Annotated in this window: 16 protein-coding genes, 10 tRNA genes, 1 rRNA gene and 1 pseudogene; 19 read left to right on the forward strand and 9 right to left on the reverse strand. The window is 40.6% G+C overall.

From position 1 onward, the window contains the following. Positions 1-3 precede the first annotated feature (3 nt). Both QUE86_RS13975 and QUE86_RS13980 read right to left on the reverse strand, forming a co-directional pair. Positions 4-993 carry a response regulator gene (locus QUE86_RS13975; protein ID WP_167658872.1) on the reverse strand — a complete coding sequence of 330 codons (990 nt, stop codon included), beginning with the start codon at positions 991-993 and terminating at the stop codon, positions 4-6. Continuing rightward, positions 990-4,319 carry a PAS domain S-box protein gene (locus QUE86_RS13980; RefSeq protein ID WP_130051811.1) on the reverse strand — a complete coding sequence of 1,110 codons (3,330 nt, stop codon included), beginning with the start codon at positions 4,317-4,319 and terminating at the stop codon, positions 990-992. Before QUE86_RS13980 ends, QUE86_RS13975 begins: the two co-directional genes overlap by 4 nt. A gap of 137 nt (positions 4,320-4,456) precedes the next feature. Here QUE86_RS13980 and QUE86_RS13985 point away from each other — a divergent pair, with 137 nt between their 5' ends. Further along, positions 4,457-5,527: a GGDEF domain-containing protein gene (locus QUE86_RS13985; RefSeq protein WP_130051810.1), complete on the forward strand. Its 1,071-nt coding sequence runs from the start codon at positions 4,457-4,459 to the stop codon at positions 5,525-5,527. Here QUE86_RS13985 and QUE86_RS13990 read toward each other — a convergent pair. Further along, the gene (locus QUE86_RS13990) at positions 5,524-6,504 is read right to left on the reverse strand and encodes an ion channel (protein WP_130051809.1); all 981 of its coding nucleotides are present in this window, start codon (positions 6,502-6,504) and stop codon (positions 5,524-5,526) included. The two genes, QUE86_RS13985 and QUE86_RS13990, sit on opposite strands and share 4 nt — an antisense overlap. A gap of 99 nt (positions 6,505-6,603) precedes the next feature. On the opposite strand from QUE86_RS13990, the gene QUE86_RS13995 reads away from it, so the two are divergent. Together QUE86_RS13995 and QUE86_RS20050 are read left to right on the forward strand one after the other, a co-directional pair. Beyond that, positions 6,604-7,287, forward strand: a complete 684-nt coding sequence (locus QUE86_RS13995) for a M48 family metallopeptidase (RefSeq protein ID WP_286257921.1) — start codon at positions 6,604-6,606, stop codon at positions 7,285-7,287. Between the two features lie 57 nt (positions 7,288-7,344). Further along, positions 7,345-7,662, forward strand: a pseudogene (locus tag QUE86_RS20050) (pentapeptide repeat-containing protein); the annotation flags it as partial. Here the strand turns inward: QUE86_RS20050 and QUE86_RS14000 are convergent. After that, a tRNA-Tyr gene (locus QUE86_RS14000) sits at positions 7,626-7,710 on the reverse strand. The pseudogene QUE86_RS20050 and the gene QUE86_RS14000 overlap by 37 nt on opposite strands. A 48-nt stretch (positions 7,711-7,758) precedes the next feature. Further along, positions 7,759-7,843: transfer RNA gene (locus QUE86_RS14005), tRNA-Tyr, on the reverse strand. 112 nt (positions 7,844-7,955) lie between these two features. Here QUE86_RS14005 and QUE86_RS14010 point away from each other — a divergent pair. Then, a complete protein-coding gene (locus QUE86_RS14010; RefSeq protein WP_130051807.1) occupies positions 7,956-8,471 on the forward strand; it encodes a VC2046/SO_2500 family protein in 516 nt (171 codons plus the stop codon). 150 nt (positions 8,472-8,621) lie between these two features. Next, positions 8,622-8,921, forward strand: coding sequence for a DUF6172 family protein (locus QUE86_RS14015; RefSeq protein WP_130051806.1), 300 nt, complete (start codon positions 8,622-8,624; stop codon positions 8,919-8,921). A 53-nt stretch (positions 8,922-8,974) separates the two neighbouring features. Here QUE86_RS14015 and QUE86_RS14020 read toward each other — a convergent pair whose 3' ends face one another. The 3 genes from QUE86_RS14020 to QUE86_RS14030 form a co-directional block, all read right to left on the reverse strand. Then, entirely contained in the window at positions 8,975-9,415 is a 441-nt protein-coding gene (locus QUE86_RS14020; RefSeq protein ID WP_130051805.1) for a hypothetical protein, read from the reverse strand. 148 nt (positions 9,416-9,563) lie between these two features. Further along, the gene (cysK, locus tag QUE86_RS14025; RefSeq protein ID WP_130051804.1) at positions 9,564-10,532 is read right to left on the reverse strand and encodes a cysteine synthase A; all 969 of its coding nucleotides are present in this window, start codon (positions 10,530-10,532) and stop codon (positions 9,564-9,566) included. A gap of 457 nt (positions 10,533-10,989) precedes the next feature. Further along, positions 10,990-13,323, reverse strand: a complete 2,334-nt coding sequence (locus QUE86_RS14030; RefSeq protein WP_434784465.1) for a carbohydrate binding family 9 domain-containing protein — start codon at positions 13,321-13,323, stop codon at positions 10,990-10,992. A 215-nt stretch (positions 13,324-13,538) separates the two neighbouring features. Here QUE86_RS14030 and QUE86_RS14035 point away from each other — a divergent pair, with 215 nt between their 5' ends. From QUE86_RS14035 to QUE86_RS14095, 13 genes are all read left to right on the forward strand, one after another. After that, complete coding sequence (locus QUE86_RS14035) at positions 13,539-14,690, forward strand: dicarboxylate/amino acid:cation symporter (protein WP_054553767.1); 1,152 nt, start codon at positions 13,539-13,541, stop codon at positions 14,688-14,690. 108 nt (positions 14,691-14,798) lie between these two features. Then, the gene (uvrY, locus tag QUE86_RS14040; protein ID WP_054553647.1) at positions 14,799-15,449 is read left to right on the forward strand and encodes a UvrY/SirA/GacA family response regulator transcription factor; all 651 of its coding nucleotides are present in this window, start codon (positions 14,799-14,801) and stop codon (positions 15,447-15,449) included. Between the two features lie 8 nt (positions 15,450-15,457). Beyond that, complete coding sequence (uvrC, locus tag QUE86_RS14045; RefSeq protein ID WP_130051802.1) at positions 15,458-17,281, forward strand: excinuclease ABC subunit UvrC; 1,824 nt, start codon at positions 15,458-15,460, stop codon at positions 17,279-17,281. A gap of 41 nt (positions 17,282-17,322) precedes the next feature. Then, positions 17,323-17,868: a CDP-diacylglycerol--glycerol-3-phosphate 3-phosphatidyltransferase gene (pgsA, locus tag QUE86_RS14050; RefSeq protein ID WP_130051801.1), complete on the forward strand. Its 546-nt coding sequence runs from the start codon at positions 17,323-17,325 to the stop codon at positions 17,866-17,868. Between the two features lie 139 nt (positions 17,869-18,007). Next, positions 18,008-18,083: transfer RNA gene (locus tag QUE86_RS14055), tRNA-Gly, on the forward strand. 12 nt (positions 18,084-18,095) lie between these two features. Next, positions 18,096-18,169 (forward strand) — tRNA-Cys (locus QUE86_RS14060). Positions 18,170-18,203: 34 nt separating this feature from the next. After that, a tRNA-Leu gene (locus QUE86_RS14065) sits at positions 18,204-18,290 on the forward strand. 63 nt (positions 18,291-18,353) lie between these two features. After that, positions 18,354-18,429 (forward strand) — tRNA-Gly (locus tag QUE86_RS14070). Between the two features lie 39 nt (positions 18,430-18,468). Beyond that, a tRNA-Leu gene (locus tag QUE86_RS14075) sits at positions 18,469-18,555 on the forward strand. A 125-nt stretch (positions 18,556-18,680) separates the two neighbouring features. Next, positions 18,681-18,756: transfer RNA gene (locus tag QUE86_RS14080), tRNA-Gly, on the forward strand. A gap of 18 nt (positions 18,757-18,774) precedes the next feature. Further along, a tRNA-Cys gene (locus QUE86_RS14085) sits at positions 18,775-18,848 on the forward strand. Positions 18,849-18,883: 35 nt separating this feature from the next. After that, positions 18,884-18,970, forward strand: a tRNA-Leu gene (locus QUE86_RS14090). Positions 18,971-19,153: 183 nt separating this feature from the next. Beyond that, on the forward strand, positions 19,154-19,600 hold the full coding sequence (locus tag QUE86_RS14095) for a hypothetical protein (protein WP_286257927.1): 447 nt from the start codon (positions 19,154-19,156) through the stop codon (positions 19,598-19,600). Between the two features lie 17 nt (positions 19,601-19,617). Here QUE86_RS14095 and QUE86_RS14100 read toward each other — a convergent pair whose 3' ends face one another. Further along, the gene (locus tag QUE86_RS14100; protein WP_130051799.1) at positions 19,618-21,036 is read right to left on the reverse strand and encodes an alanine/glycine:cation symporter family protein; all 1,419 of its coding nucleotides are present in this window, start codon (positions 21,034-21,036) and stop codon (positions 19,618-19,620) included. A 593-nt stretch (positions 21,037-21,629) separates the two neighbouring features. On the opposite strand from QUE86_RS14100, the gene QUE86_RS14105 reads away from it, so the two are divergent. After that, positions 21,630-23,170 (forward strand): 16S ribosomal RNA (locus QUE86_RS14105). Positions 23,171-23,189 lie beyond the last annotated feature (19 nt).

Here is a 23,189-nt window from a genome sequence, read left to right on the forward strand (position 1 = left end):
CCATTAGCTGGTATAAGTGTTTTTGATTTCTATGATGCTATCTATTTGGCCGATAAATAAATCGACTAATTGCGGATCAAAATGCTTACCTGCCTCATCTTTTAATAAGTCGAGGGCTTCTTCAATCGACCAGGCTTTTTTATAGGGGCGTTTTGAGGTTAAAGCATCAAATACATCAGCAATAGCTACAATACGTCCTTCAATACTGATTTCTTTGCCTTTAAGGCCATACGGATAACCCGTACCATCCCACTTTTCATGGTGTTCAAGGGCAAGCTTATGAGCTAATTGTAATAGCGGCGAAGGTGAGTTTTCTAAAATCTTCGCACCTATTAAAGCATGTTGTTTCATGTGCTCGTATTCGTTTTCGTTTAAGCGCCCAGGTTTCAAAAGCACGGCGTCGGGAATACCGATTTTACCAACATCATGCATTGGGGCTGCCTGTTTAAGCTGCTCGGCTTCATACTCACTCATGCCATAGGCAAGGGCGAGTACTTTACTGTAGCGGCTCATTCTTGCGATATGCTCACCGGTGTCAGTGTCTTTATATTCGGCAGCTCGACCTAAACGTTGAATCAAATCAATATGAGCTAATTGCAGTTGCTCAGCTTGCACTAGGGATAAGTGATTTTTAACCCGAGCCCTGACAATTGCGGGGCTAATTGGTTTGGTAATATAATCGACTGCACCAAGAGCAAAGCCTTCAGATTCATCTTGTTCATGTGAAAGTGCCGTAACAAAGATAACAGGAATATGCGCTGTTTTAGGATTTGCTTTTAACACTTTACAGACTTCGAAGCCGCTCATATCGGGCATCATAATATCGAGCAAAATCAACTTAGGTGGTTCATTCTCAATAAGTTGAAGAGCAAGTTCCCCAGATTTAGCAAACGATAAGCGATAATCGTTAGCAAGTACTTCACGGATCACTTTTAAATTTGCAGGTTCATCATCGACGACCAAAATCTTTGCACGTTCTGAGAGTTGTGTCATAGGTGTTCCTTAGCAGCTTGGACTGTATGCTTTAGAGTTAATAAAGCGGTACTTGCTGCATCAAAGTCAAAGTTTTCAAAATGCGCACAAATTTCAACAACCTGCTCTTTATAGGTTGTAGGTGCTTGGGATTGCACCAGGCTTAATAAATCATCGTCTATTTCTGCATGCTCAGCTTGCTCTTGCAGTGTGTCAATTTGGCTAATAAATGCGTCCAATGACACTTCGTGTATACGTTGCTGTTGTGAACTGGGCTGCTGCTGATCTGCAAGCAATGCAATTAGAGTTTGCCATTCTTGTTCGCATTCGGCAATGAGTGAAGGGAAGCTTTCCTTTTCACGTTCTTTCTCAGCGTTTGATAACAAATATAATAATTTTGCTAGGGCTAAATTACCTGCGACTCCTTTAAGAGTATGCAAAATTAATTTTTGTTCGTTTTCACTGAGTTTTTGATCCTTCAGTCGTAGAATGCTCTGTTGATGATTGCTTAGGAATAAGCCAATTTCCATATTTAACTTCTCTTTGCTTCCCCACATCAAAACACCTTTGTCGTAGTTGATGTGTTTTCTTTCATCACGCATTTTATTACTAGTGACTTTATTTACTTCTAAACCAAGCACTTTCGCGATTTCATGGTTCAGCTGGTTAATATCAACAGGTTTATTTGCAAAACCATTCATCCCGGCTTGCTTTGTAGTAATTTTATCTTGTTGTAAAACACTCGCCGTTAAAGCGATGATAGGAGTAATTTTTAAGCATCTGACTTTTTCAATTTCACGGATTTCCTTACAGGCAGTTATTCCGTCACATTCTGGCATATGTATATCCATTAAAATCACATCAAAGTTTTGTTGCTCAAATGCAGCAATGGCTTCAAGGCCATTCTGAGCGGTAACTACTGTGTGCCCAGCTTGAGATAATAAAATATTGAGCAGCTCAATATTTTGCTCAATATCATCAACCACTAATATTTGAAGCTTTGGTAAATTCAATTGATTACAAGAAAATACATCTACTTTGTTAATATCACCCTCTTGCAAAGGAAGGGTGAAGTAAAAGCAACTTCCTTTTCCTTCTTCACTATTAGCATCAATTGAACCGCCCATTAATTCAACAAGCTGTTTACTAATAGTGGTGCCTAAACCTGTGCCACCAAAGCGGCGTGTCATAGTACCGTCAGCTTGTTCAAATGGCTGGAAAATAGCATCTAAGCGGTGCTTCGCTATGCCAATACCACTGTCTTGCACTTCAAAAAGTAATTGCTTATCTGGAGTTTGACTTACAGTAATCGTTACAGAACCTTGTTCTGTAAATTTAATGGCATTACCAATGAGATTATTCATCACTTGGCGAATTCGGGATTCATCGCCAATATAAATAGGCGCAACATTATCAGCGATGATCAAATCAAGCAGGATATCTTTTCGCTTAGCTTCGAGCCAAAAGGTCGATACGATGTTGTCGAGTAGCGCTTGTAAGTTAAAGTGCTCAGCGTGAATATCGAGTTTGCCTTTTTCTAATTTTGCAGAATCAAGGACTTCATTGAGTAAATGCAGCAGTGAGCGAGCTGATTTATTCACTGTAATAATATGCTTTTGTTGCTCTTTACTGAGTGGGCTATCCATTAATATGTCGCTAAAGCCAATTATTGCATTCATTGGTGTGCGTATTTCATGACTCATATTTGCCATAAATGATTGTTTTGCTTGTGCTGCAGCTTCAGCTTCTTGTTTTGCTTGTTTAAGTGACTCTTCATATTCGTGACGAGTAGTGATATCAATGAGTACACCATCGATCCACTTTTGGTCAGAGTCACTATTTTCGTTAATTGTTCCTTGGTCTAAAACCCACACAACTTTTCCACTTCGGTGGCGAATGCGGTATTCAACAGCATATTGGTTTTTTTCTGCTATGGCTTTTTCAATAACTTCATCAATATGCACTACATCATCATTATTAATGATTTGAGCAAATGTAACTGTGCCATTGGTAAACTCTTCAGGGCTATATCCTGTTAAGTCAGTAACACTTGGGCTTATAAATTTCATCGTCCAGTGTTCATCTAACAAGCAACGAAATACAGCGCCGGGGGTATTGTTCATTAACGTACGATATTGCTTCTCTTTTTCTTCAAGACTTTGCTGCAGTGCACGTTGCTCTGTTAGATCGGTTATAAAGCCAACAAATAGTGTTTCTGCATTAGGCTGTTTTACTTCACCAAGTCCTAGGCGAATAGGGAATAAGTGACCATCTTTATGTTTTGCATAGACATTTCGGTTAACGCCAATGACTTTTTTAACTTCATGCCTGCTACTATCAGCTAAATAATCATCGTGCTGAGCAGCAATATCGTCGTTCATTAATAGTTTTACATTTTTGCCTAGTACTTCGTCTTGGCGCCAACCAAAAATAGTTTCTGCTGATTTATTAAAGCTTAAAATAATGCCATGAATATTAATCGTGACGATGCCATCTATTGCAGTGCCTAAAATGGCATCTAGGCGCGACTCTTCTGCTGATTTTTCTGCAAGTAATAAACGAAAACGCACCATGCCATTAATAATCCCAACCAGAGCGGTTAATAATACGGTGGCAAATGAAACGCTAATGGCGATAAAAGTAAGTTGCGACGTTTGCACGTTTTCGGATAACAAAGGTGAGGTTGCGACAAAACGTGTTGCCGCCATGCCCATGTAATGCATTCCTGCGACTGCAAAGCCAAAAATAATGGCGCAAATGACACGGGTTTGTAGCATGGTTAGCTTTTTAAAATGTTCGCTAAGATGAAAGCGCGCATATAAGCCTACAAAAGATAAAGCAATTGCCACCACAATTGATGCTGCAAACCAAACTGGATCGTAGCGAAGTAGAGGGCTCATTTGCATGGCAGCCATGCCTGAATAGTGCATGGTTCCTATACCTGACCCTAGCAACACAGAAGCAATTAGAAGTTTAATTGTTTTTGGAATTTGCTTTAAATCTTTGCGTCTCAAAAATGAAAAAGCGGTGTAGCAGGCTAAAAATGCAGGTATGAATGAAAAAAATGTCAGAGTTGGGTCGTACTCAACGTTGGTGCACAAAGAAAAAGCTAACATACCAATAAAGTGCATGCTCCAAATCCCGCCTGACATAACCAAAGCACCGGTTGCACTGCCTAATTTTCGGTATGAATTAAAGTGAGTTCTGTTCGCTAAATCAATGATATGGAGTGAAAAATAAGCAGCAAAGATAGCGGTAGCAATAGAAAGTACAACTAAGCTTGGATCATAAACACCGCTGACAATTAGGCTGGGGTCTTGATTGGTAATAAAAAATTTTGCGAGCATAATATTTTTTTGAAACGGCTTATAAAGCTAGTTTAATACAAATTATTGTTAAATTAGAGAAAAACCTATCACTTAAGTACGTAGTATTGAAAACCTTGACTATATTTAATTAAAAAGGAGTAGTCCGAGGTGAGTAGATGAGAAGAACTGAGCAGACTTTAGTTGAGCAAATGCAAATTAATGATGTCGAAATTCAGCATAGGATGAGCTTATTGGGGCTGAGTTCAAACAGTCTCTCATCTCTTTTGAACTACAAACCTATTATCGAATCAGCCATCGAAAATGTAGTGAATGAATTTTATAAAAAGCAAACCGAAGTTGATGAAATTTCTTTATTAATTGGTGATGCGGATACTTTAACGCGACTAAGAGATGCGCAACGCCAATATATTATTGATCTATTTTGTGGTCGTTACGAACATGAATATGTTAATAACCGCTTACGTATTGGCATGGTACATAAGCGTATTGGGGTTGAACCAAAACTCTATTTATCGGCAGTGTGTACTTTAAAAGAACTCATTTTTAATGTGCTTAGGGCGACAATAAGCGATCAAGCTGAATTGAATCAAACGCTAAACATCATAGATAAGCTAATTTACTTTGATACCACCTTGGTCTTTGACACTTATATTGATAGTTTGGTGGGCGAAATTGAAAATGCGAAACGTCGCACCGAAGTTTACGCAAAAGGCCTCGAAGAAAAAGTTGCGCAGCGTACTCAAGAGCTTGAGAAGCTAGCGAAGCTTGACCCACTCACCAACCTATATAATCGCCGTGTCATGCAAGAGTTATTACAACGGGATCTTGCCAGAGCAAGACGGCACAAATCACCATTAACCATTGTGTATTTTGATCTGGATGACTTTAAGTCAGTAAATGATACGCAAGGGCATTTAAAAGGCGATGAAGTGCTTAAATATATAGGCCAATATTTACTTGAAAATATACGCGAGATTGATATTCCTTGTCGCTACGGGGGAGATGAGTTTTGTGTCATTTTGCCTGATTGCGAGATAGACAGTGGTGTTAATATTTGTGAAAAACTAATAGCTGCATTCGAACAACAGTACCCTGAGCTTCATTTAAGTTTTGGCCTTATAGCAGCACCACTTGATAGCACAGTAGATGCTGAGGAGTTAATTAATCGTGCTGATAAGAAAATGTATCAAGCGAAGGAGCATATAGGCTCATATATTATGCGCTAGCGGGTCATTCGCTTTACAAAGACAACAACGAACAAAGCAAGCGAGAAGCTGCCACAGAATGCTTCTATTGCTGCAATCAACCTTGAAAAGCCAATCGGAGTAATATCCCCATAACCAAGGGTTGTAAAAGTTACCACACTGAAATAAAAACTATTTAATAATGCCGATAAATTGCTTGTAAATGAGTTTTCAACGCTTAGTTGCATCACTGAATCTTGATAACTTACCCCAAATAAGAAATAACAAAAGGCACAGCAAATAATTAGTGACAAGCTAAAGCGAATAACATTCTCGGGTTTTTCTCCATAACCGCACAGCATGTCAATAAAACTTGAAGTAATTTGCTTGGTTGAACCTCTAGGGTACTGCGCATGGCGCATCCGTAATTCTTTGTATGTAAAGTTACCGGCTAGCTCAAATAGCCCTTGATGTTCTGAGGCTTTCCTTAAGTTTCGGTATATTTCTTCTGATTGTTCAAATAAGTCTCGGGCTTCTGCGAATTGTTTATTTTTACGAGCTTTAAATGCAGCCGCTTCTTGTAATAATTGATCGCCCAGTTCGATATTATCAATACGGCTGTCATTGAGTTTAATACCCAGTAGGTTGGTATTTTTTAAATCACAGTAATGCAAACTAGCGCTATGTAAATTGGCTTTCATCAATGAGGCGTTGGAGATTTTGTTATTAAATAAGTGAGCGCCCGTTAAATTCGCGCGGTAAAAATTACAATAAGAGAGATCATAGCCTTCTTCGTCATCCTGTTTGATTAAGTTTAGTCCTGAAAGGTTCGCTCTTTTCAGTTGCAGGCCTTCTAATAATCCCCCTTTTTTTGCATAGCGCTCTAATTTTTGGGTGAGGTCTAGCCCTGATTTATCAAATTTACTATCATGCCAAAAGCAAAATCCAGAGCCCATATCTGTTTCTTGGCACTTGTTACCTGTTGGTGAGGTATAACTACAACATGGTTTATCAGGCATAAGGACGAAAACTTATTTGTTAGTCATCTTTATAGATTAGCAGCTATTTAGCAGGGTAAAATGGAATCTCTCATTTTTATTAATTGAATTGGCTTATATTTGTTAGATTACACCTTAAAGCGCAGTAAACGCAGAACAACAGTTGCAATTAAAGTTGCTGAGCAGAAACTCACTGTTTATGCGCCTTTTTATGTCTCACAAACTGAGATAGATGGTTGGCTAAAGACAAAACAGGATTGGGTCGCAGAACAAATCGCAAGACAATCCTCACAAGCTGAACGACGTCAACTTCCTCTTGTAAACGCGACTATTAAGTTATTCGGTCAGAGTGTGCCGATAATTTTTGCTAAAGGCCCTAAAAGCACTTGGCAACAAGATGCACAATCTCGGCTCACTTTATCTATTTCATCACGGGTCAAATATCAAGAAGCTAACTACTTAGCTCTGCTAGAACGGTTTTTACATGAAAAGCTTGAGAGCTATATTGAAATGCGTGTTCATGACTACTGTTTGCAAATGACTGAAGATTTACCTGCAAAGTTAAAGATTCAACATTATAAACGTCGTTGGGGCAGTTGTAATAAGCGCCGAGAGCTTGCATTTAATTTACATTTAGCAAGCGCGCCGACATGGGTGATTGATTATGTCATTATTCACGAACTTGCGCACCTCAGACATATGAATCATAGCGCTAAGTTCTGGCAGCGAGTGTGCCATTTTTATCCTGACTATAAAAAAGCAGAAAGTTGGCTAAAAGCAAATGGTAGTAGTTTGAGTTGGTAGCTTAAGTTAGAAAGAGTAAAGTTAGAAAGAGTAAAGTTAGAAAGAGTAAAGTTAGAAAGAGTAAAGTTAGAAAGAGTAAAGTTAGAAAGAGTAAAGTTAGAAAGAGTAAAGTTAGAAAGAGTAAAGTTAGAAAGAGTAAAGTTAGAAAGAGTAAAGTTAGAAAGAGTAAAGTTAGAAAGAGTAAAGTTAGAAAGAGTAAAGTTAGAAAGAGTAAAGTTAGAAAGAGTAAAGTTAGAAAGAGTAAAGTTAGAAAGAGTAAAGTTAGAAAGAGTAAAGTTAGAAAGAGTAAAGTTAGAAAGAGTAAAGTTAGAAAGAGTAAAGTTAGAAAGAGTAAAGAGTGGTGGAGGGAGCTGGATTCGAACCAGCGAAGGCTGAGCCGTCAGATTTACAGTCTGATCCCTTTGGCCGCTCGGGAACCCCTCCACACAGATTTTACTATTGCATTTGGCCCCACTTTTCAAATAAGAAAAGTGGTGGAGGGAGCTGGATTCGAACCAGCGAAGGCTGAGCCGTCAGATTTACAGTCTGATCCCTTTGGCCGCTCGGGAACCCCTCCAATGCAACGGCGCTGATAATAGCAAACTGGTTATTTAAGTAAAGAAAAAAACTAAAGAAAATTACATAAATGCCGATAACTGGTTAATCAAGAAACTATTTGGCTAAAGACTATGCAAATTGATGGTTTGTTGCTCACAGAGAGTCAACTCGATAATCGTCTAAATAAAAGTGTTCAAGAGAAACGCCCTGGGGAGTTTGCTTTATTACTAGCAATGCTTTCTCATGATGTGCTCGATTTTAGTCAGTTTCACCTACCAAAAACTGAATTAACCAACCCTGATGTGTCTGAATCTGTTCTGCGAACTGAATTAGGAGCAGGGCCAGCACAACCATTGGCACCTGAGCAGTTTGACATGCTGATTGGTCAAGAAAATGCTTACAGGCTATTGCAAGGTGGTTTATCAGATATCAGGTTGCGTCATTGCTTAAATCCTGAACCACTGAATATACGTGATGATAGGCAGCATGTGCCACTTGAAGTGATTGATAACTGTGAACCTGCAGTTAGAAAACGTTTTTACGAAAAGAATAAACCAGTTGAGCGGCCACAAATAGATGCAGCTGCCTTTTATGACAGCCTAAATGATGAAGCTATACATCAACCTCTACATTTAGCAACAGCCTAAGTATTAGCGGCTTAATCGAATTGTCATAGACTCTGAATAAACTATATTTAAGTAAAATGGCAAAAAGTACAGCTAAATTAAGATGTGCTTGTTATAATAGCAGCCTATGGCTTAATGCCATTGTCATTGAACCAAGTTACTAGGACTATAATGAAGAAAACATTCACGCTAAACCACGAGAAAATTAAATATCCTCGTATGGTTGATGCAGCCAAGCACGAAGTAAAAAAATACTTAAAACGTGAGCGTAATAAAACACTCCCAGCAGGTGCTGACTATTGGGCATTTGACTGTAAGTTTGGTGAGTCAGCGGATGAGGCCAATGTCGTTCACGTGGCAGAGATTAATAAGTGTATTAGCGATATCGAAGCTAAAGGGCTTACATCGTTTTACGTTGAGATCTTAGCGCGTCCTGCACAGCGTCAACATCAAGAGTTTGACGAAGAGTAATATCAATACTCTTATACTATAAAAGGGCCATCAGGCCCTTTTTTAGTTTTAAATTAACGTGCAAATGGATCGGCATTAATTTTTTCTATGTACCATTTTCCTTTCTTACGTATCATTTTCACACTGCGCATATCATCAACTTTCTTACCATTAAAATAACCAGTAAAAATTAAATTGATATTGGCTTTATCGCCATATTGCTCGCGTAAACTCATATTGGTCATATCGACTTCAATTACGACTTCATCGTATTGCATATTGACAAGGTTACGAGCGAACTGCCCAGCAGTACCATAAGATTTCATAATACGCGCCATTTTTGGAGTGGAGTATTCCATGGCAAGATTCAAATCGTTTTGGTTATATAAGGCATCAAAATAGAGAGTAGCCACATTACCTGGCGTATTTTGTTCGCCTTTTGGAGCGTCTTCGGAGCCGCAACCGAAAAGGACGCTGCTACTTAACAGAATAAAAATTAAGAGTATATTTTTCATTTTTGTTGTTTTACGAGTGAACTTAATATTAAGTGTGTGACTAAATTAGCATGATGTAAAGTTAACTCGGTAAATTTATTGGTTTTATCTATTTTAGGTAATAAAAAAGGATGCATCTTTGCATCCTTTTTAGACAACTTAGTCGTTCTTACTGAACAAGCTCTTTATCGCTGAACTCTTCAGCGAATAATGGACTAGATAAGTAACGCTCAGTTGCACTTGGTAAAATTACCACAATATTTTTATCTGCGTTTTCAGGCTTTTCAGCAAGGCGTTTTGCAGCAACAACTGCAGCACCAGAAGAAATACCTACTAAAATGCCTTCATTTTTCATCAGTTCATGCGCCATTGCAATTGCATCTTCATTTGATACTTGCTCAGCGGCATCAACAACTTCTAAATCAAGGTTACCAGGGATGAAACCTGCACCTATACCTTGAATTTTATGAGGACCCGGTTTTACTTCTTCACCAGCTAAGGTTTGGCTGATCACTGGTGAGTTAGTTGGTTCAACAGCAACTGACTGAACATTTAAACCTTTTTCAAGTTTAAGGTATCGGCTAACACCCGTAATAGTACCACCCGTACCAACACCTGCTACGAAGATATCAATTTTACCATCCATTGCTTCATAGATTTCAGGGCCCGTGGTTTCAAAGTGAATTTTCGGGTTTGCAGGGTTTTCGAATTGTTGTAGAAGAATATATTTTTCAGGGTCACTTGCTTGAATTTCTTTTGCTTTCTCAATTGCGCCATTCATACCTTTAGCGCCATCAGTTAGAACTAGGTTAGCACCTAACGCTTTTAACAATTTACGACGTTCTAGGCTCATAGTGTTAGGCATAGTCAGTGTTAACTTATAACCACGAGAAGCAGCAACAAACGCAAGTGCAATACCGGTATTTCCCGAAGTAGGCTCGATTAACTCTTTGTCTTTGGTTAATACACCTGACTTTTCTGCTTCCCAGATCATTGAAGCGCCTATACGGCATTTAACACTGAAACTTGGGTTACGTGATTCTACTTTAGCAAAAACATTACCTGAGGTTACGCGGTTAAGCTTTACGATTGGAGTATTACCAATCGTTAATGAATTATCTTCAAAAATGTTAGACATAGTGTTCCTTTGGAAGCAATTTATTCAATCGTGATCGAATAGCTTAGGCTAGCGATCTGTAATAGTCACACTTTACTGTGGTGAATAAAAAACGAAAGTAAAGTTTGGCTATAACATATAGCGAATAGGCTTATATACCCAAACCATCTCAAGGTGCGAGTTTCAGTTGAAATTAAAAGCGATTTAGGCAAGGCATTGATTGCAAGTAATAGTGGTTCTATTGCTAAAATCAATAACGCAGTATAAATCGCTTTTAAACCAACCCGTTGGGCGCTTCACAGGCACTTACTCTCATCGTTGTTACTTCTTAAAAGGGACTGCCATTCTTGCAAATAACGCCTTGATATTAAGCACCTGCGAAACGCTGAATTCTGCATCTTGAGGTGGCTTGGGTATAGTTTAGGAATAAGCAAACAAAGAAAGGGGAGGGCGCACCAAAAGATGCGCTAATAAGGTATTAAAGCAACCAAGCGTAGCTAAATTTAGCAAACAACGTACGCTGCTCTTTAGTAATTGATGAAAGCTCATCATCTTGATAGCCATTATCAGAATAACCTGCAAAGAATACCGTTTGCGGGTTCAGCTTGTAAGAATACAGCAGCTGAGTGGCTAACTTTTTATATTGGCTATCTACATCATCAATGTAATTAGCCTGATTGCGCTCTAAATCGGTATAAATGACTGCAAGGCGTAAAAAACTATTCACATTAAATTGATAAGTTAAACGCACATCACTTAGGTTGGCGGTAAATACTTCACTGCCGTCGGCTTCAAGCTGCTCATAAGTATGGCGTAAACGCACTTCAAAATGCTTACCAAGGTTCATATTCAGCACAGGGCGTATATGGAACTTATCACCAACACGATTATTAGCTAAGTCAACGGCATTACCTGTATACATATATAAAGAGGCAAATACCCCTGCGGTTGGTTTAAAGTCACTGTAAAAACCAACGCCATTTTCGCTAAACAAGTCAGTGTTACCATCAATATCTAAACGTGATTTATCGTGGCGAAGGCCGGTGCGGTTACGGTGCTCAACAGAGAGCTCAAAAAAGCTCTGCAACGGGCCGCTGACTGAAAAACTAGTTTGTGCTTCTTTTTCGAGAAGTTCATTATTTTCGTTGTGGGTAATATCCCAATCGGCGTAAAGGTTAGCGCGATTCCACCAATTGCCTTTATCGCCATACCAGCGGTATTCACCGCCAGTCGTAAACTTTTTAAAATCAACTTGTGAGATAAAGCCTAAGTCAGCTCTTAAATCAGCATCGCGATAATTATAGTCAGCAAAGGCACGCCAGTACTTCTCGTCGTGTTGATACTTTACGTAGTAGCCAGTACCTGATTGCTGTTCTTTACTTAAAACACGAAGTACGCCTTCGTTATAGTCGCAGTCACTATTTAATTCACAAATTACTTGCTCGGGCTGTAAGCAGTTATCACCATCACATAACTCGTCGATAAAATCTTGGCTGTATTGTGTTTGTGACTTTAATACTTGGACTAAGAAAACATCGTTCACTGTTGGCTTGTATTTACTATCAATACTGTAAACCGTGTTTTTATAATCATGACTTTGTCTGTGTGTTGCAGTTGAACCGAGCGATAACCCTGACTCAAAATCGTATCGATAACGCATAGCGCTATTTTCACTTTTCTCGTCAAGGGCAACAAGAGATGAGCCTAAATTGCCAGGGATCAACACATTGGTTTGTGTGTCATTGGCAATGAAGCCGGCAAATGTATGGCCATTTTTGCTGCCGGTGATCTTTGTTCCGTAATCTGGTTGGGCAATATTACGGGTATGAATAAGGTTGAGAGTTGAGGCAAAGTAGTCAGCGTTATCTAAAAAGAAGGCGCGCTTTTCAGGGAAGAACAAACTGAAATTATTGTTCACACTCAATTGTGCGACATCCGCTTCAACCTGAGAAAAGTCAGGGTTGATGGTCGCATTTAGGGTAATATCAGGAGTGATCCCCCATTTTACATCTAGGCTGGCTTCAGTATTGTTCTCTGACTCCCAATCATCAACTCGAGCGCCATCAATATCGCGGGTCTCATTTTTGCCAAGCACCACAGATGGGATAATCGCCACGTTATTGCCTTGTTTGGCTTGTTCAAAACCTTGGTAACTTGGCATTTGGCAAATCCAACAATTGTTACCGTGGTCAATCTGCATATTAGAGATACGCAACCGTTCACTGCGCGGTAAAAAGCGTAAAAACTCCATTGCCATGGTTTTGCTTGCGACGCTGTCGTCAAAATTTAGTACGCGTAAGGGAATAGCAACTTCAACTGTGTAGCCTTTATCATGGATAACACCGACGCTATCCCAAATACCGTCCCATGATGAGCTCTCATGTTTAGTTAGTTCGTTTTCTATTGAATCTTGCTGTACGCCAAGTGGGTTAATAAAAAATTGATACGCTAATTGAGAGTTATTGTATGAATCAATTTTTAGCCCGACTAAGTCATCATCCCAAGCTGCGTCACGGTCACGGTAAAAAGCACGAATAAGTTCTGGGTTAGGGTCGTTCGCTTCAAAACCTATAAATAACGTTTCGCCATCTTCATAGACATAAGCGTAGGTAGTAACAGGGCTCTTACTGTTCTCATAAGGCCAAGTGACGTTATCTATTGTAATTTTTTTTGCACGTTGCCAACTTGCTTCATCAAGCTTACCGTCAATTGTTGGCTGTTCTGCAATAAAAGGAAGGGTGATAGGTTGGCTGATGGCCAAGCTAGTAAAAGGCACACTCAACAGAGCGGCACTCAACATTGATTTATACATAAGCACTATATGGGTATTCAAAACTGCGAGCATGTTATTAATTTGCAACTTTGTTAACAAATGCAACGCGACAGGCCGCATATATTTACGTTCAAATTAGATTCTGCCAAGCTCTGGTGGTAAATTGCGCAGTTAAACGTTAATTTGGCTGTTTTATAACAAAAGTAAACTAAAACGTGGTAAAAGATTACCACCTAAAAATTGAAGTGATCGTTATGAATTTAATTTTAAAATTAATTGCTGGTATTGTTGCCGGTATTTTAGTGGGCTTGTATGTGCCACTAACAGGTGTTGAACTCCTTTACACAGTAAAAGAAATAATAGGTCAGTTGATCACCTTTACCATTCCGTTAATTATTTTATTTTTTATCGCATCAGGTATTGCTGGCTTACCAAAAGGGTCAGGCCACTTGTTAGGAAAAACGGTTGGCTTTGCATATGGTTCAACCGTTATTGCAGGTACCTTAGCGTTTTTACTTGTCAGCGCTATGATCCCATTGTTTGATGGGGGCTTAACGTTTGAAGCTGAAGTCGCCACAGAAGTGGGTAGCTTTATTGATTTAGAAATTCCACCTCTAATGAGTGTAATGACAGCTCTTGCTGCAGCATTCATTTTTGGTATTGGAATGAGCCAGTTACAGCTTGATACTTTAAAGAAAGTGTCTGATCAGGGCCGTGATGTTATTGATGGCTTACTAGCAAAAGTAATTATTCCTGCCTTACCTTTTTACATTGCTGGTGTATTTGCTGAAATGACAGTCGCTGGTACTGTGGTTGATACACTACAAACTTTTGGTATTGTTCTGCTGGCTGCATTAATTATGCATTGGTTATGGCTAACGGTTTTATATGTATCTACTGGACTGCTACTAAAGCGAAACCCATTAGAGCTTGTAAAAAACATGCTACCCGCGTATTTTACTGCTTTAGGTACAATGTCGAGTGCAGCAACTATTCCGGTTTCACTTCGCTCAAGTAAAGCAAATAACGTAAAAGAAGATGTTGCTAACTTTACGGTACCTTTATGTGCAACAATTCATTTGTCAGGTTCAACAATTACTATTGTGACGTGTGCGATGGCTGTGATGTTCTTATCTCCTAATATGGATGTACCATCATTGTTTGGTATGTTGCCATTTATTATGATGCTAGGCGTTGTAATGATTGCAGCTCCTGGTGCACCAGGTGGTGCTGTTATGTCGGCATTGGGCCTTTTAACAAGTATGCTTGGCTTTAATGAAGGCGCTGTTGCATTAATGATTGCACTTTATTTAGCACAAGATAGTTTTGGTACTGCCTGTAATGTAACAGGTGATGGTATCATTGCTTTATGGGTTGATCGTTTCAGCGAGAAAGCATCAGCTTAAAATTAATGAGTGGAACGATATTTTGATTTATCGTTTCACTTTTTCTGTGCTAATGTGGCACATTAAATTGTGCGAAAGCAGCTATTTGGGTTATTTGAGGGTGTTCCATTGATTAATGTACTTTTAGTTGATGACCATGAACTTGTACGGACAGGGATCAGACGTATACTTGATGATGTTCGTGGTTTTAAAGTGGTGGGTGAAGCTAAAACCGGTGAAGAAGCGGTGCAATTTTGCCGTCAACATTCGCCTGATATCGTGTTGATGGACATGAATATGCCAGGTATTGGCGGTTTAGAAGCGACAAAGAAAATCTGTCGCTACTGCCCAGATGTAAAAATTATTGTACTTACTGTGCATTGTGAAGATCCATTCCCAAGTAAAGTAATGCAAATTGGTGCTCACGGTTATCTAACCAAAGGTGCCGGTTCTGATGAAATGGTTAACGCCATTCGTGCTGTAAATGCAGGGCAACGCTATATTGCACCTGAAATAGCACAGCAAATTGCCCTTGCACAGGTCAGCGGCCGTACAGATGAAAACCCATTCCAGAGTTTGTCTGAGCGAGAATTACAAATTATGCTGATGATCACCAAAGGTGAGAAAGCGCAAGATATCGCAGAGCGTTTGAATCTTAGTTCAAAAACAGTGAATAGCTATCGCTATCGCATGTTTGAAAAGCTAAATGTAGGTGGTGATGTTGAGCTTACACATTTAGCAATTCGCCACAAAATGATCGACATTGATAGCTCGCATTAATTTGCTCAATGTCTGATTTCGAACCAGCCCGTTTTCTCAAAACACTATCAAGTGAACCCGGTGTGTACCGAATGCTTGATAGTGAAGGGCAAGTCATTTATGTAGGTAAGGCCAAAAACTTAAAAAAGCGCGTAAGTAGTTATTTTCGAAGTAATGTTACTGATAGTAAAACGCGTGTACTAGTAAGCAATATTTGCAGTATTGAAGTCACCCTGACCAACACTGAAACCGAAGCCTTATTACTTGAAAACAACCTAATTAAAAAATATCAGCCTCGTTACAATATTTTGTTGCGAGATGATAAGTCATATCCGTATATTCTGTTAACTGCTCACAAACACCCACGCCTAGCTTTTCATCGTGGTAGCCGTAAAATAAAAGGCGAGTATTTTGGTCCATTCCCAAGTGCGGGGGCAGTATCTGAAAGTTTGCGTTTAATGCAAAAAATCTTCCCTGTACGTCAATGTGAAGATGCTTATTATAGAGCCAGAAGCCGTCCATGTTTACAATATCAGTTAAAACGCTGTTCAGCGCCTTGTGTAAATAAAATCTCCGATGATGAGTATCAGCAAGAAGTGGATTTTGTTCGTAAGTTTTTATTAGGCAAGTCCCATGAAGTTATTGCCGATTTAATTGCAAAGATGGAACAAGCTAGCAAAGAACTTAAATTTGAGCTTGCTGCAAAAGTACGAGACCAAATTTTGTTGCTCAGGAAAATGCAGGAGCAACAATCTATTTCAGGTAACCATGCCGAAATGGACGTAGTGGGCTTTGCTCACTTAAATGGATTAAATGCGGTTCACTTATTAATGATCCGCGACCACAAAGTGCTAGGCAGTAAAACCTATTTTCCAAAAGTGCCAAAAGACTCTGGTGAAGAAGAAATCCTAACCTCTTTTTTAGGTCAGTATTATTTAGCACCCGGTGCAACAGGGCGCATTGCCAAAGAAATTATCTTACCCTTTAGTATTGAAGAGAGTGAGCCTTTAAGTGAAGCGCTTACGGCAATCTCTGAGCGTAAAGTCAGTTTAAAAGTTGCTAATCGTGGAGAGCGGGCGCAGTATTTAAAGCTCGCTAATAAAAATGCACTTAACAGCATCAGCGTAAAACAAAGTACGCAGGACTCAATCAATAAACGCTATGCACAACTAAAAGAAACATTACGTCTTGATGATATTAATCGCATGGAATGTTTTGATATCAGCCATACAATGGGTGAAAACACCATTGCAAGTTGTGTGGTGTTTGATTCACAAGGTCCAAATAATAAAGAATATCGCCGCTTTAATGTTACGGGTATAACTGGTGGCGATGATTACGCAGCTATGGAGTTTGCACTTAACAAGCGCTACAACAAAGTAGTTGATGAAGAAAAAATTCCAGATGTCATATTTATCGATGGTGGTAAAGGTCAATTATCTCGTGCTGAGCAATATTTTGAAAACTGGCCACATAATAAGATGCCATTGCTGGTGGGTGTTGCAAAAGGCACAAGTCGAAAACCAGGTTTAGAGACTTTATTAATTGATGGTGGGCGCAAAACAATTCCACTTGACTCAGATGCACCAGCGTTGCATTTAATCCAACACATTCGCGATGAGTCGCACCGTTTTGCTATTGCTGGACATCGCAATAAACGTCAAAAACAACGTACTCAATCATTATTAGAAGAAATTAACGGTGTTGGACAAAAGCGCCGACAAGCATTATTAAAATATTTAGGGGGCATGCAAGGGGTAAAAGCTGCTAATATAGACCAATTAAAACAAGTTCCTGGGATCAGCCCTGAAATGGCTGAAAAGATATTTAATCATTTGCATGACAAGGCGTAGCCTTCGTGCGAATATAGAAAAAAAGACATCTCCAAGTAGTTATGTGGAATATTCCAAACACACTCACAACCTTTAGACTTTTTCTTATCCCCATTTTTTTGGTGATATTTTATTTGCCTTTTTCATGGGCGTTTTTCGCAGCTGCGTTTGTTTTCTGGCTTGCGTCAATCACAGATATCCTTGACGGTTATTTAGCGCGTCGTTTAAATCAATCAACGCCTTTTGGTGCTTTCTTAGATCCAGTTGCTGATAAAGTAATGGTGTGTGCGGCATTAGTTGCCTTATCAAGTCATTACCAAACTTTATATATGACGATACCGGCATTAGTTATTATTAGCCGTGAAATTGTAATCTCTGCATTACGAGAATGGATGGCAGAGCAAGGTAAGCGTGATAACGTGGCTGTATCAAACATGGGTAAGTTTAAGACTGCGGCACAAATGCTAGCCATTATTGGTTTGATTTGGCAGTTTGATACATGGATGATCTACTTAAGCTATGGTCTTTTATACATTGCAACATTCTTGACGCTAAGCTCTATGTTGCAGTATTTAGTTGCCGCATGGTCTGAATTGACCAAAAATTGATCCTAAACGTATAATTACACACCATTTTAGATAAAAAATAAGCAAACAGTTCAAAACTAGCATTTTTTATATTGACGCGTTTAATAATCTCTGTAGAATGCGTCCGTGTTGAGAGGGCATAGCCCCCAAGATAAAGAAAGCGGCACTAGCTCAGTTGGTAGAGCGCAACCTTGCCAAGGTTGAGGTCACGAGTTCGAGCCTCGTGTGCCGCTCCAATTATCTAATGTGGCGGAATGGCAGAGTGGCCATGCAGCGGATTGCAAATCCGTCCACCTCGGTTCGACTCCGGGTTCCGCCTCCATCAACACTCCACGCAGCTCTATGAGCAACCCGATGCCCGGGTGGTGGAATTGGTAGACACAAGGGATTTAAAATCCCTCGTTCGTAAGGACGTGCCGGTTCAAGTCCGGCCCCGGGCACCATTTGTGGTTAACTACAACACCAAATGTAGTTTTAAAAATATTTTGTTTTAGAGTTAATATGATGCGGCACTAGCTCAGTTGGTAGAGCGCAACCTTGCCAAGGTTGAGGTCACGAGTTCGAGCCTCGTGTGCCGCTCCATATTAACTTTATCCACTTGCTTTAAATAGCAAACCCGATGCCCGGGTGGTGGAATTGGTAGACACAAGGGATTTAAAATCCCTCGTTCGTAAGGACGTGCCGGTTCAAGTCCGGCCCCGGGCACCATTTAAACTTAAATAGTTTATTGGATAAAGACTCAAGTTTTCGGCACTAGTTCAGTTGCCAGAACGTTAGCATCGCAACCTTCAAGGTTGTGAACCAACGGACAAATCACTGATAGAAATAAATTTGCGGCACTAGCTCAGTTGGTAGAGCGCAACCTTGCCAAGGTTGAGGTCACGAGTTCGAGCCTCGTGTGCCGCTCCAATTATTTGGAAGCGATAAGGCGGAATGGCAGAGTGGCCATGCAGCGGATTGCAAATCCGTCTACCTCGGTTCGACTCCGGGTTCCGCCTCCATATAATACTCCACATGCTCATACGAGCGACCCGATGCCCGGGTGGTGGAATTGGTAGACACAAGGGATTTAAAATCCCTCGTTCGTAAGGACGTGCCGGTTCAAGTCCGGCCCCGGGCACCATCTATATACAATACCTCCTATCTATTTCATTAACACTTCAGTTTATAAATTAATCTAATTGTTTTTTATTTCACTAAATAGCTTTATAGTTTCCTTATTCTTTTTCAAATTAGTTAAAAAGTTTGCAGTATAAAACTTTGAACTGGTACAACTGAATTAAATAAATGGGATCAAGGAAAGATAATGGAGCAATTTAAAGGTGGTTTAAATCAGTTTTGGGTTGGTGCAGTGTTTGGGCTATGTTTAGCAATCTCATTAGTACTTATTCCTGTTGCTATTATTATGTCGAACATTAACGATGTACTTAAAATTCATGAAGTCAGCGTGCTTGTTGCTCAAGTATCCACAGCCTTCGAAAAATCTGAACGGGCTATCAGTAATGCTAAAACAGCGTTAATTGACTTTGATAATGACGTGGTGATGGATACGCTCACTGCCGTGCAAGCTTATCATCAACAATCGCAGCCAGTATTAACTGCCAAGCAAAGACAAACATTAAAAGCGCAAATCAAAGAGCAGCTTGTCATGCAACTCGAGTCAAAGCTTAACGAACAGCAAATTACATTCATATTGTCTGTTTTTGAAAAGTTAGCAGATACAAAAAAGGGAGCACAAACGCTCCCCAATTAAACATTAATTAAACTTGATTATTTGCGCCACGCGCCTTTAGGAATGGTTTGATCGAGTTTTTTGTTTTGCGAAGGATCAAAAGTAGGTAATTTACCTTCTTTACGTTGTGTATTGTAATCCTTCGCTAACCAAATAACGACACCCGATAACATAAATAAAGCGATTACGTTAACGATAGCCATTAAACCCATTGAAACATCTGCAAGGGTCCACACTAGTGGCAATTCGCCTAGAGCACCAAACATCACCATACCAAGTACTAGTAATCGGAAGATCAACATACCCGATGCATGGTTATGCTCTAAAAACAATAAATTGGTTTCGGCATAAGAATAATTAGCAACAATAGATGTAAATGCAAAAAACAAAATGGCAATTGCAACAAACGTTGCTCCCCAACTACCAACATGTTCTTCAAGTGCAGCTTGTGTTAACGCAATACCTGTAACTCCTGAATCAGGAATTAGCTGTTGTGATAATAAAATAAGGGCTGCAGTTGCTGTACAGATAATTATTGTATCTACAAATACACCTAACATTTGCACATAACCTTGTGAGGCAGGATGCGGTGGGTTCGGTGTTGCCGTTGCAGCAGCGTTCGCAGCGCTACCCATACCGGCTTCATTAGAGAACAAACCACGTTTAATACCCTGGATCATGGCCTGCATTACACCATAACCAATAGCACCAGCGCCTGCTTGCTCTATACCAAAGGCACTATTAATAACATGCATAAATACATTTGGTAATAAATCGTAGTTCATGGCACATACATAAAGTGCAACTAACAAATACGCCAATGCCATAAAGGGCACAACCATTTCTGCAAAACGTGAAATGGTTTTTAAGCCGCCGAAAATGATAATGCCAGAACCTAATACTAAGGCGATACCAACAACATAGTTTGGAATACCAAAAGCGACATTAAATGCAGCTGCTATAGAGTTTGATTGAACAGCATTAAATACCAAACCAAAAGCAAGAATAAGACAAAGCGAGAAAATGACTCCCATCCAACGTTTACCCAAACCATATTCCATATAATAAGCAGGACCTCCACGAAAGTTGCCCTCTTCATCGACCGTTTTATATGCTTGGGCAAGGGTACTCTCTGCAAAACTTGTTGCCATACCTATTAATGCAATAAGCCACATCCAAAAAATTGCGCCTGCGCCACCTAAATAAAGTGCAACGGCAACACCTGCCATATTACCCGTACCCACTCGAGCTGCTAATGAAGTACAAAATGCTTGGAATGAAGAAATGCCGTCGCCAGAACCTTGTCGGCTCTGAAACATAACTTTGATCATATGCGGGAATTGCGTGAATTGAATAAAACCAAGTCGAAGTGTAAAAAATAGCCCCGCAGCTATTAAGAGGTAAACCAGAATGTGGCCCCAAAGGAGGCCACTTATACTATTTATAATGTCTGTCATTTTTCTTGCCTTGTGAGCGAGTGGAAAATCTGCGGCGCAAGTTACCATAACAAGTGAGGAGAGTTTAGTTATTCTGCTAAAAAACGTCAGTTATCCACAGTTGTTTGTGAGTAACTTGTTTGCATTTGGTGGGTATCTAGCTAATTTGAAAATAAGCAAAAAAACCTGCAAAAAGTGCTTGCGTAAAAAATCCATCTCCCTATAATGCGACCCCACTGACACGGCGGGCAGCAACGAAAGACGCTGAACAACGTGGCAGAGAGTTAAGTAAAACTTCGGTTTAAAACGGTCTAAAAAGAAAGTTTAAAATTAAGTGTTGACTCGAAAAATTAAGGATGTATTATACGCATCCCTAGCGACAACGTCGCAACGTTCTTTAACAATATAAAGCAATCATCTGTGTGGGCACTCGTACAGATTGAGTTCTAACAGCAGATTCTAGTTCGCTAGATGACGCAAACAAATTTAGAGTCTCAATTGAACTGAGTGACCAACGGAAACAAGTTTACTTGTTTCAGCACAGTCAATTCGATATCGAAAGATATCAAAATTCAGAATTCATTGAGCATGTCCTTCGGGACAGAAAAAACTTTTAATTGAAGAGTTTGATCATGGCTCAGATTGAACGCTGGCGGCAGGCCTAACACATGCAAGTCGAGCGGAAACGAAGAGGTGCTTGCACCTCTGGCGTCGAGCGGCGGACGGGTGAGTAATGCTTGGGAATATGCCTTATGGTGGGGGACAACAGTTGGAAACGACTGCTAATACCGCATGATGTCTACGGACCAAAGTGGGGGACCTTCGGGCCTCACGCCATAAGATTAGCCCAAGTGGGATTAGCTAGTTGGTGAGGTAATGGCTCACCAAGGCGACGATCCCTAGCTGGTTTGAGAGGATGATCAGCCACACTGGGACTGAGACACGGCCCAGACTCCTACGGGAGGCAGCAGTGGGGAATATTGCACAATGGGCGCAAGCCTGATGCAGCCATGCCGCGTGTGTGAAGAAGGCCTTCGGGTTGTAAAGCACTTTCAGTAAGGAGGAAAGGTTAAGTGTTAATAGCACTTAGCTGTGACGTTACTTACAGAAGAAGCACCGGCTAACTCCGTGCCAGCAGCCGCGGTAATACGGAGGGTGCGAGCGTTAATCGGAATTACTGGGCGTAAAGCGTACGCAGGCGGTTTGTTAAGCGAGATGTGAAAGCCCCGGGCTCAACCTGGGAACTGCATTTCGAACTGGCAAACTAGAGTGTGATAGAGGGTGGTAGAATTTCAGGTGTAGCGGTGAAATGCGTAGAGATCTGAAGGAATACCGATGGCGAAGGCAGCCACCTGGGTCAACACTGACGCTCATGTACGAAAGCGTGGGGAGCAAACAGGATTAGATACCCTGGTAGTCCACGCCGTAAACGATGTCTACTAGAAGCTCGGGTCTTCGGACTTGTTTTTCAAAGCTAACGCATTAAGTAGACCGCCTGGGGAGTACGGCCGCAAGGTTAAAACTCAAATGAATTGACGGGGGCCCGCACAAGCGGTGGAGCATGTGGTTTAATTCGATGCAACGCGAAGAACCTTACCTACACTTGACATACAGAGAACTTACCAGAGATGGTTTGGTGCCTTCGGGAACTCTGATACAGGTGCTGCATGGCTGTCGTCAGCTCGTGTTGTGAGATGTTGGGTTAAGTCCCGCAACGAGCGCAACCCCTATCCTTAGTTGCCAGCGATTCGGTCGGGAACTCTAAGGAGACTGCCGGTGATAAACCGGAGGAAGGTGGGGACGACGTCAAGTCATCATGGCCCTTACGTGTAGGGCTACACACGTGCTACAATGGCGCATACAGAGTGCTGCGAACCTGCGAGGGTAAGCGAATCACTTAAAGTGCGTCGTAGTCCGGATTGGAGTCTGCAACTCGACTCCATGAAGTCGGAATCGCTAGTAATCGCATATCAGAATGATGCGGTGAATACGTTCCCGGGCCTTGTACACACCGCCCGTCACACCATGGGAGTGGGTTGCTCCAGAAGTGGATAGTCTAACCTTCGGGAGGACGTTCACCACGGAGTGATTCATGACTGGGGTGAAGTCGTAACAAGGTAGCCCTAGGGGAACCTGGGGCTGGATCACCTCCTTATACGATTTAGAACTTATTT

Source organism: Pseudoalteromonas apostichopi (assembly GCF_030297135.1).
Classification (GTDB): domain Bacteria; phylum Pseudomonadota; class Gammaproteobacteria; order Enterobacterales; family Alteromonadaceae; genus Pseudoalteromonas; species Pseudoalteromonas apostichopi.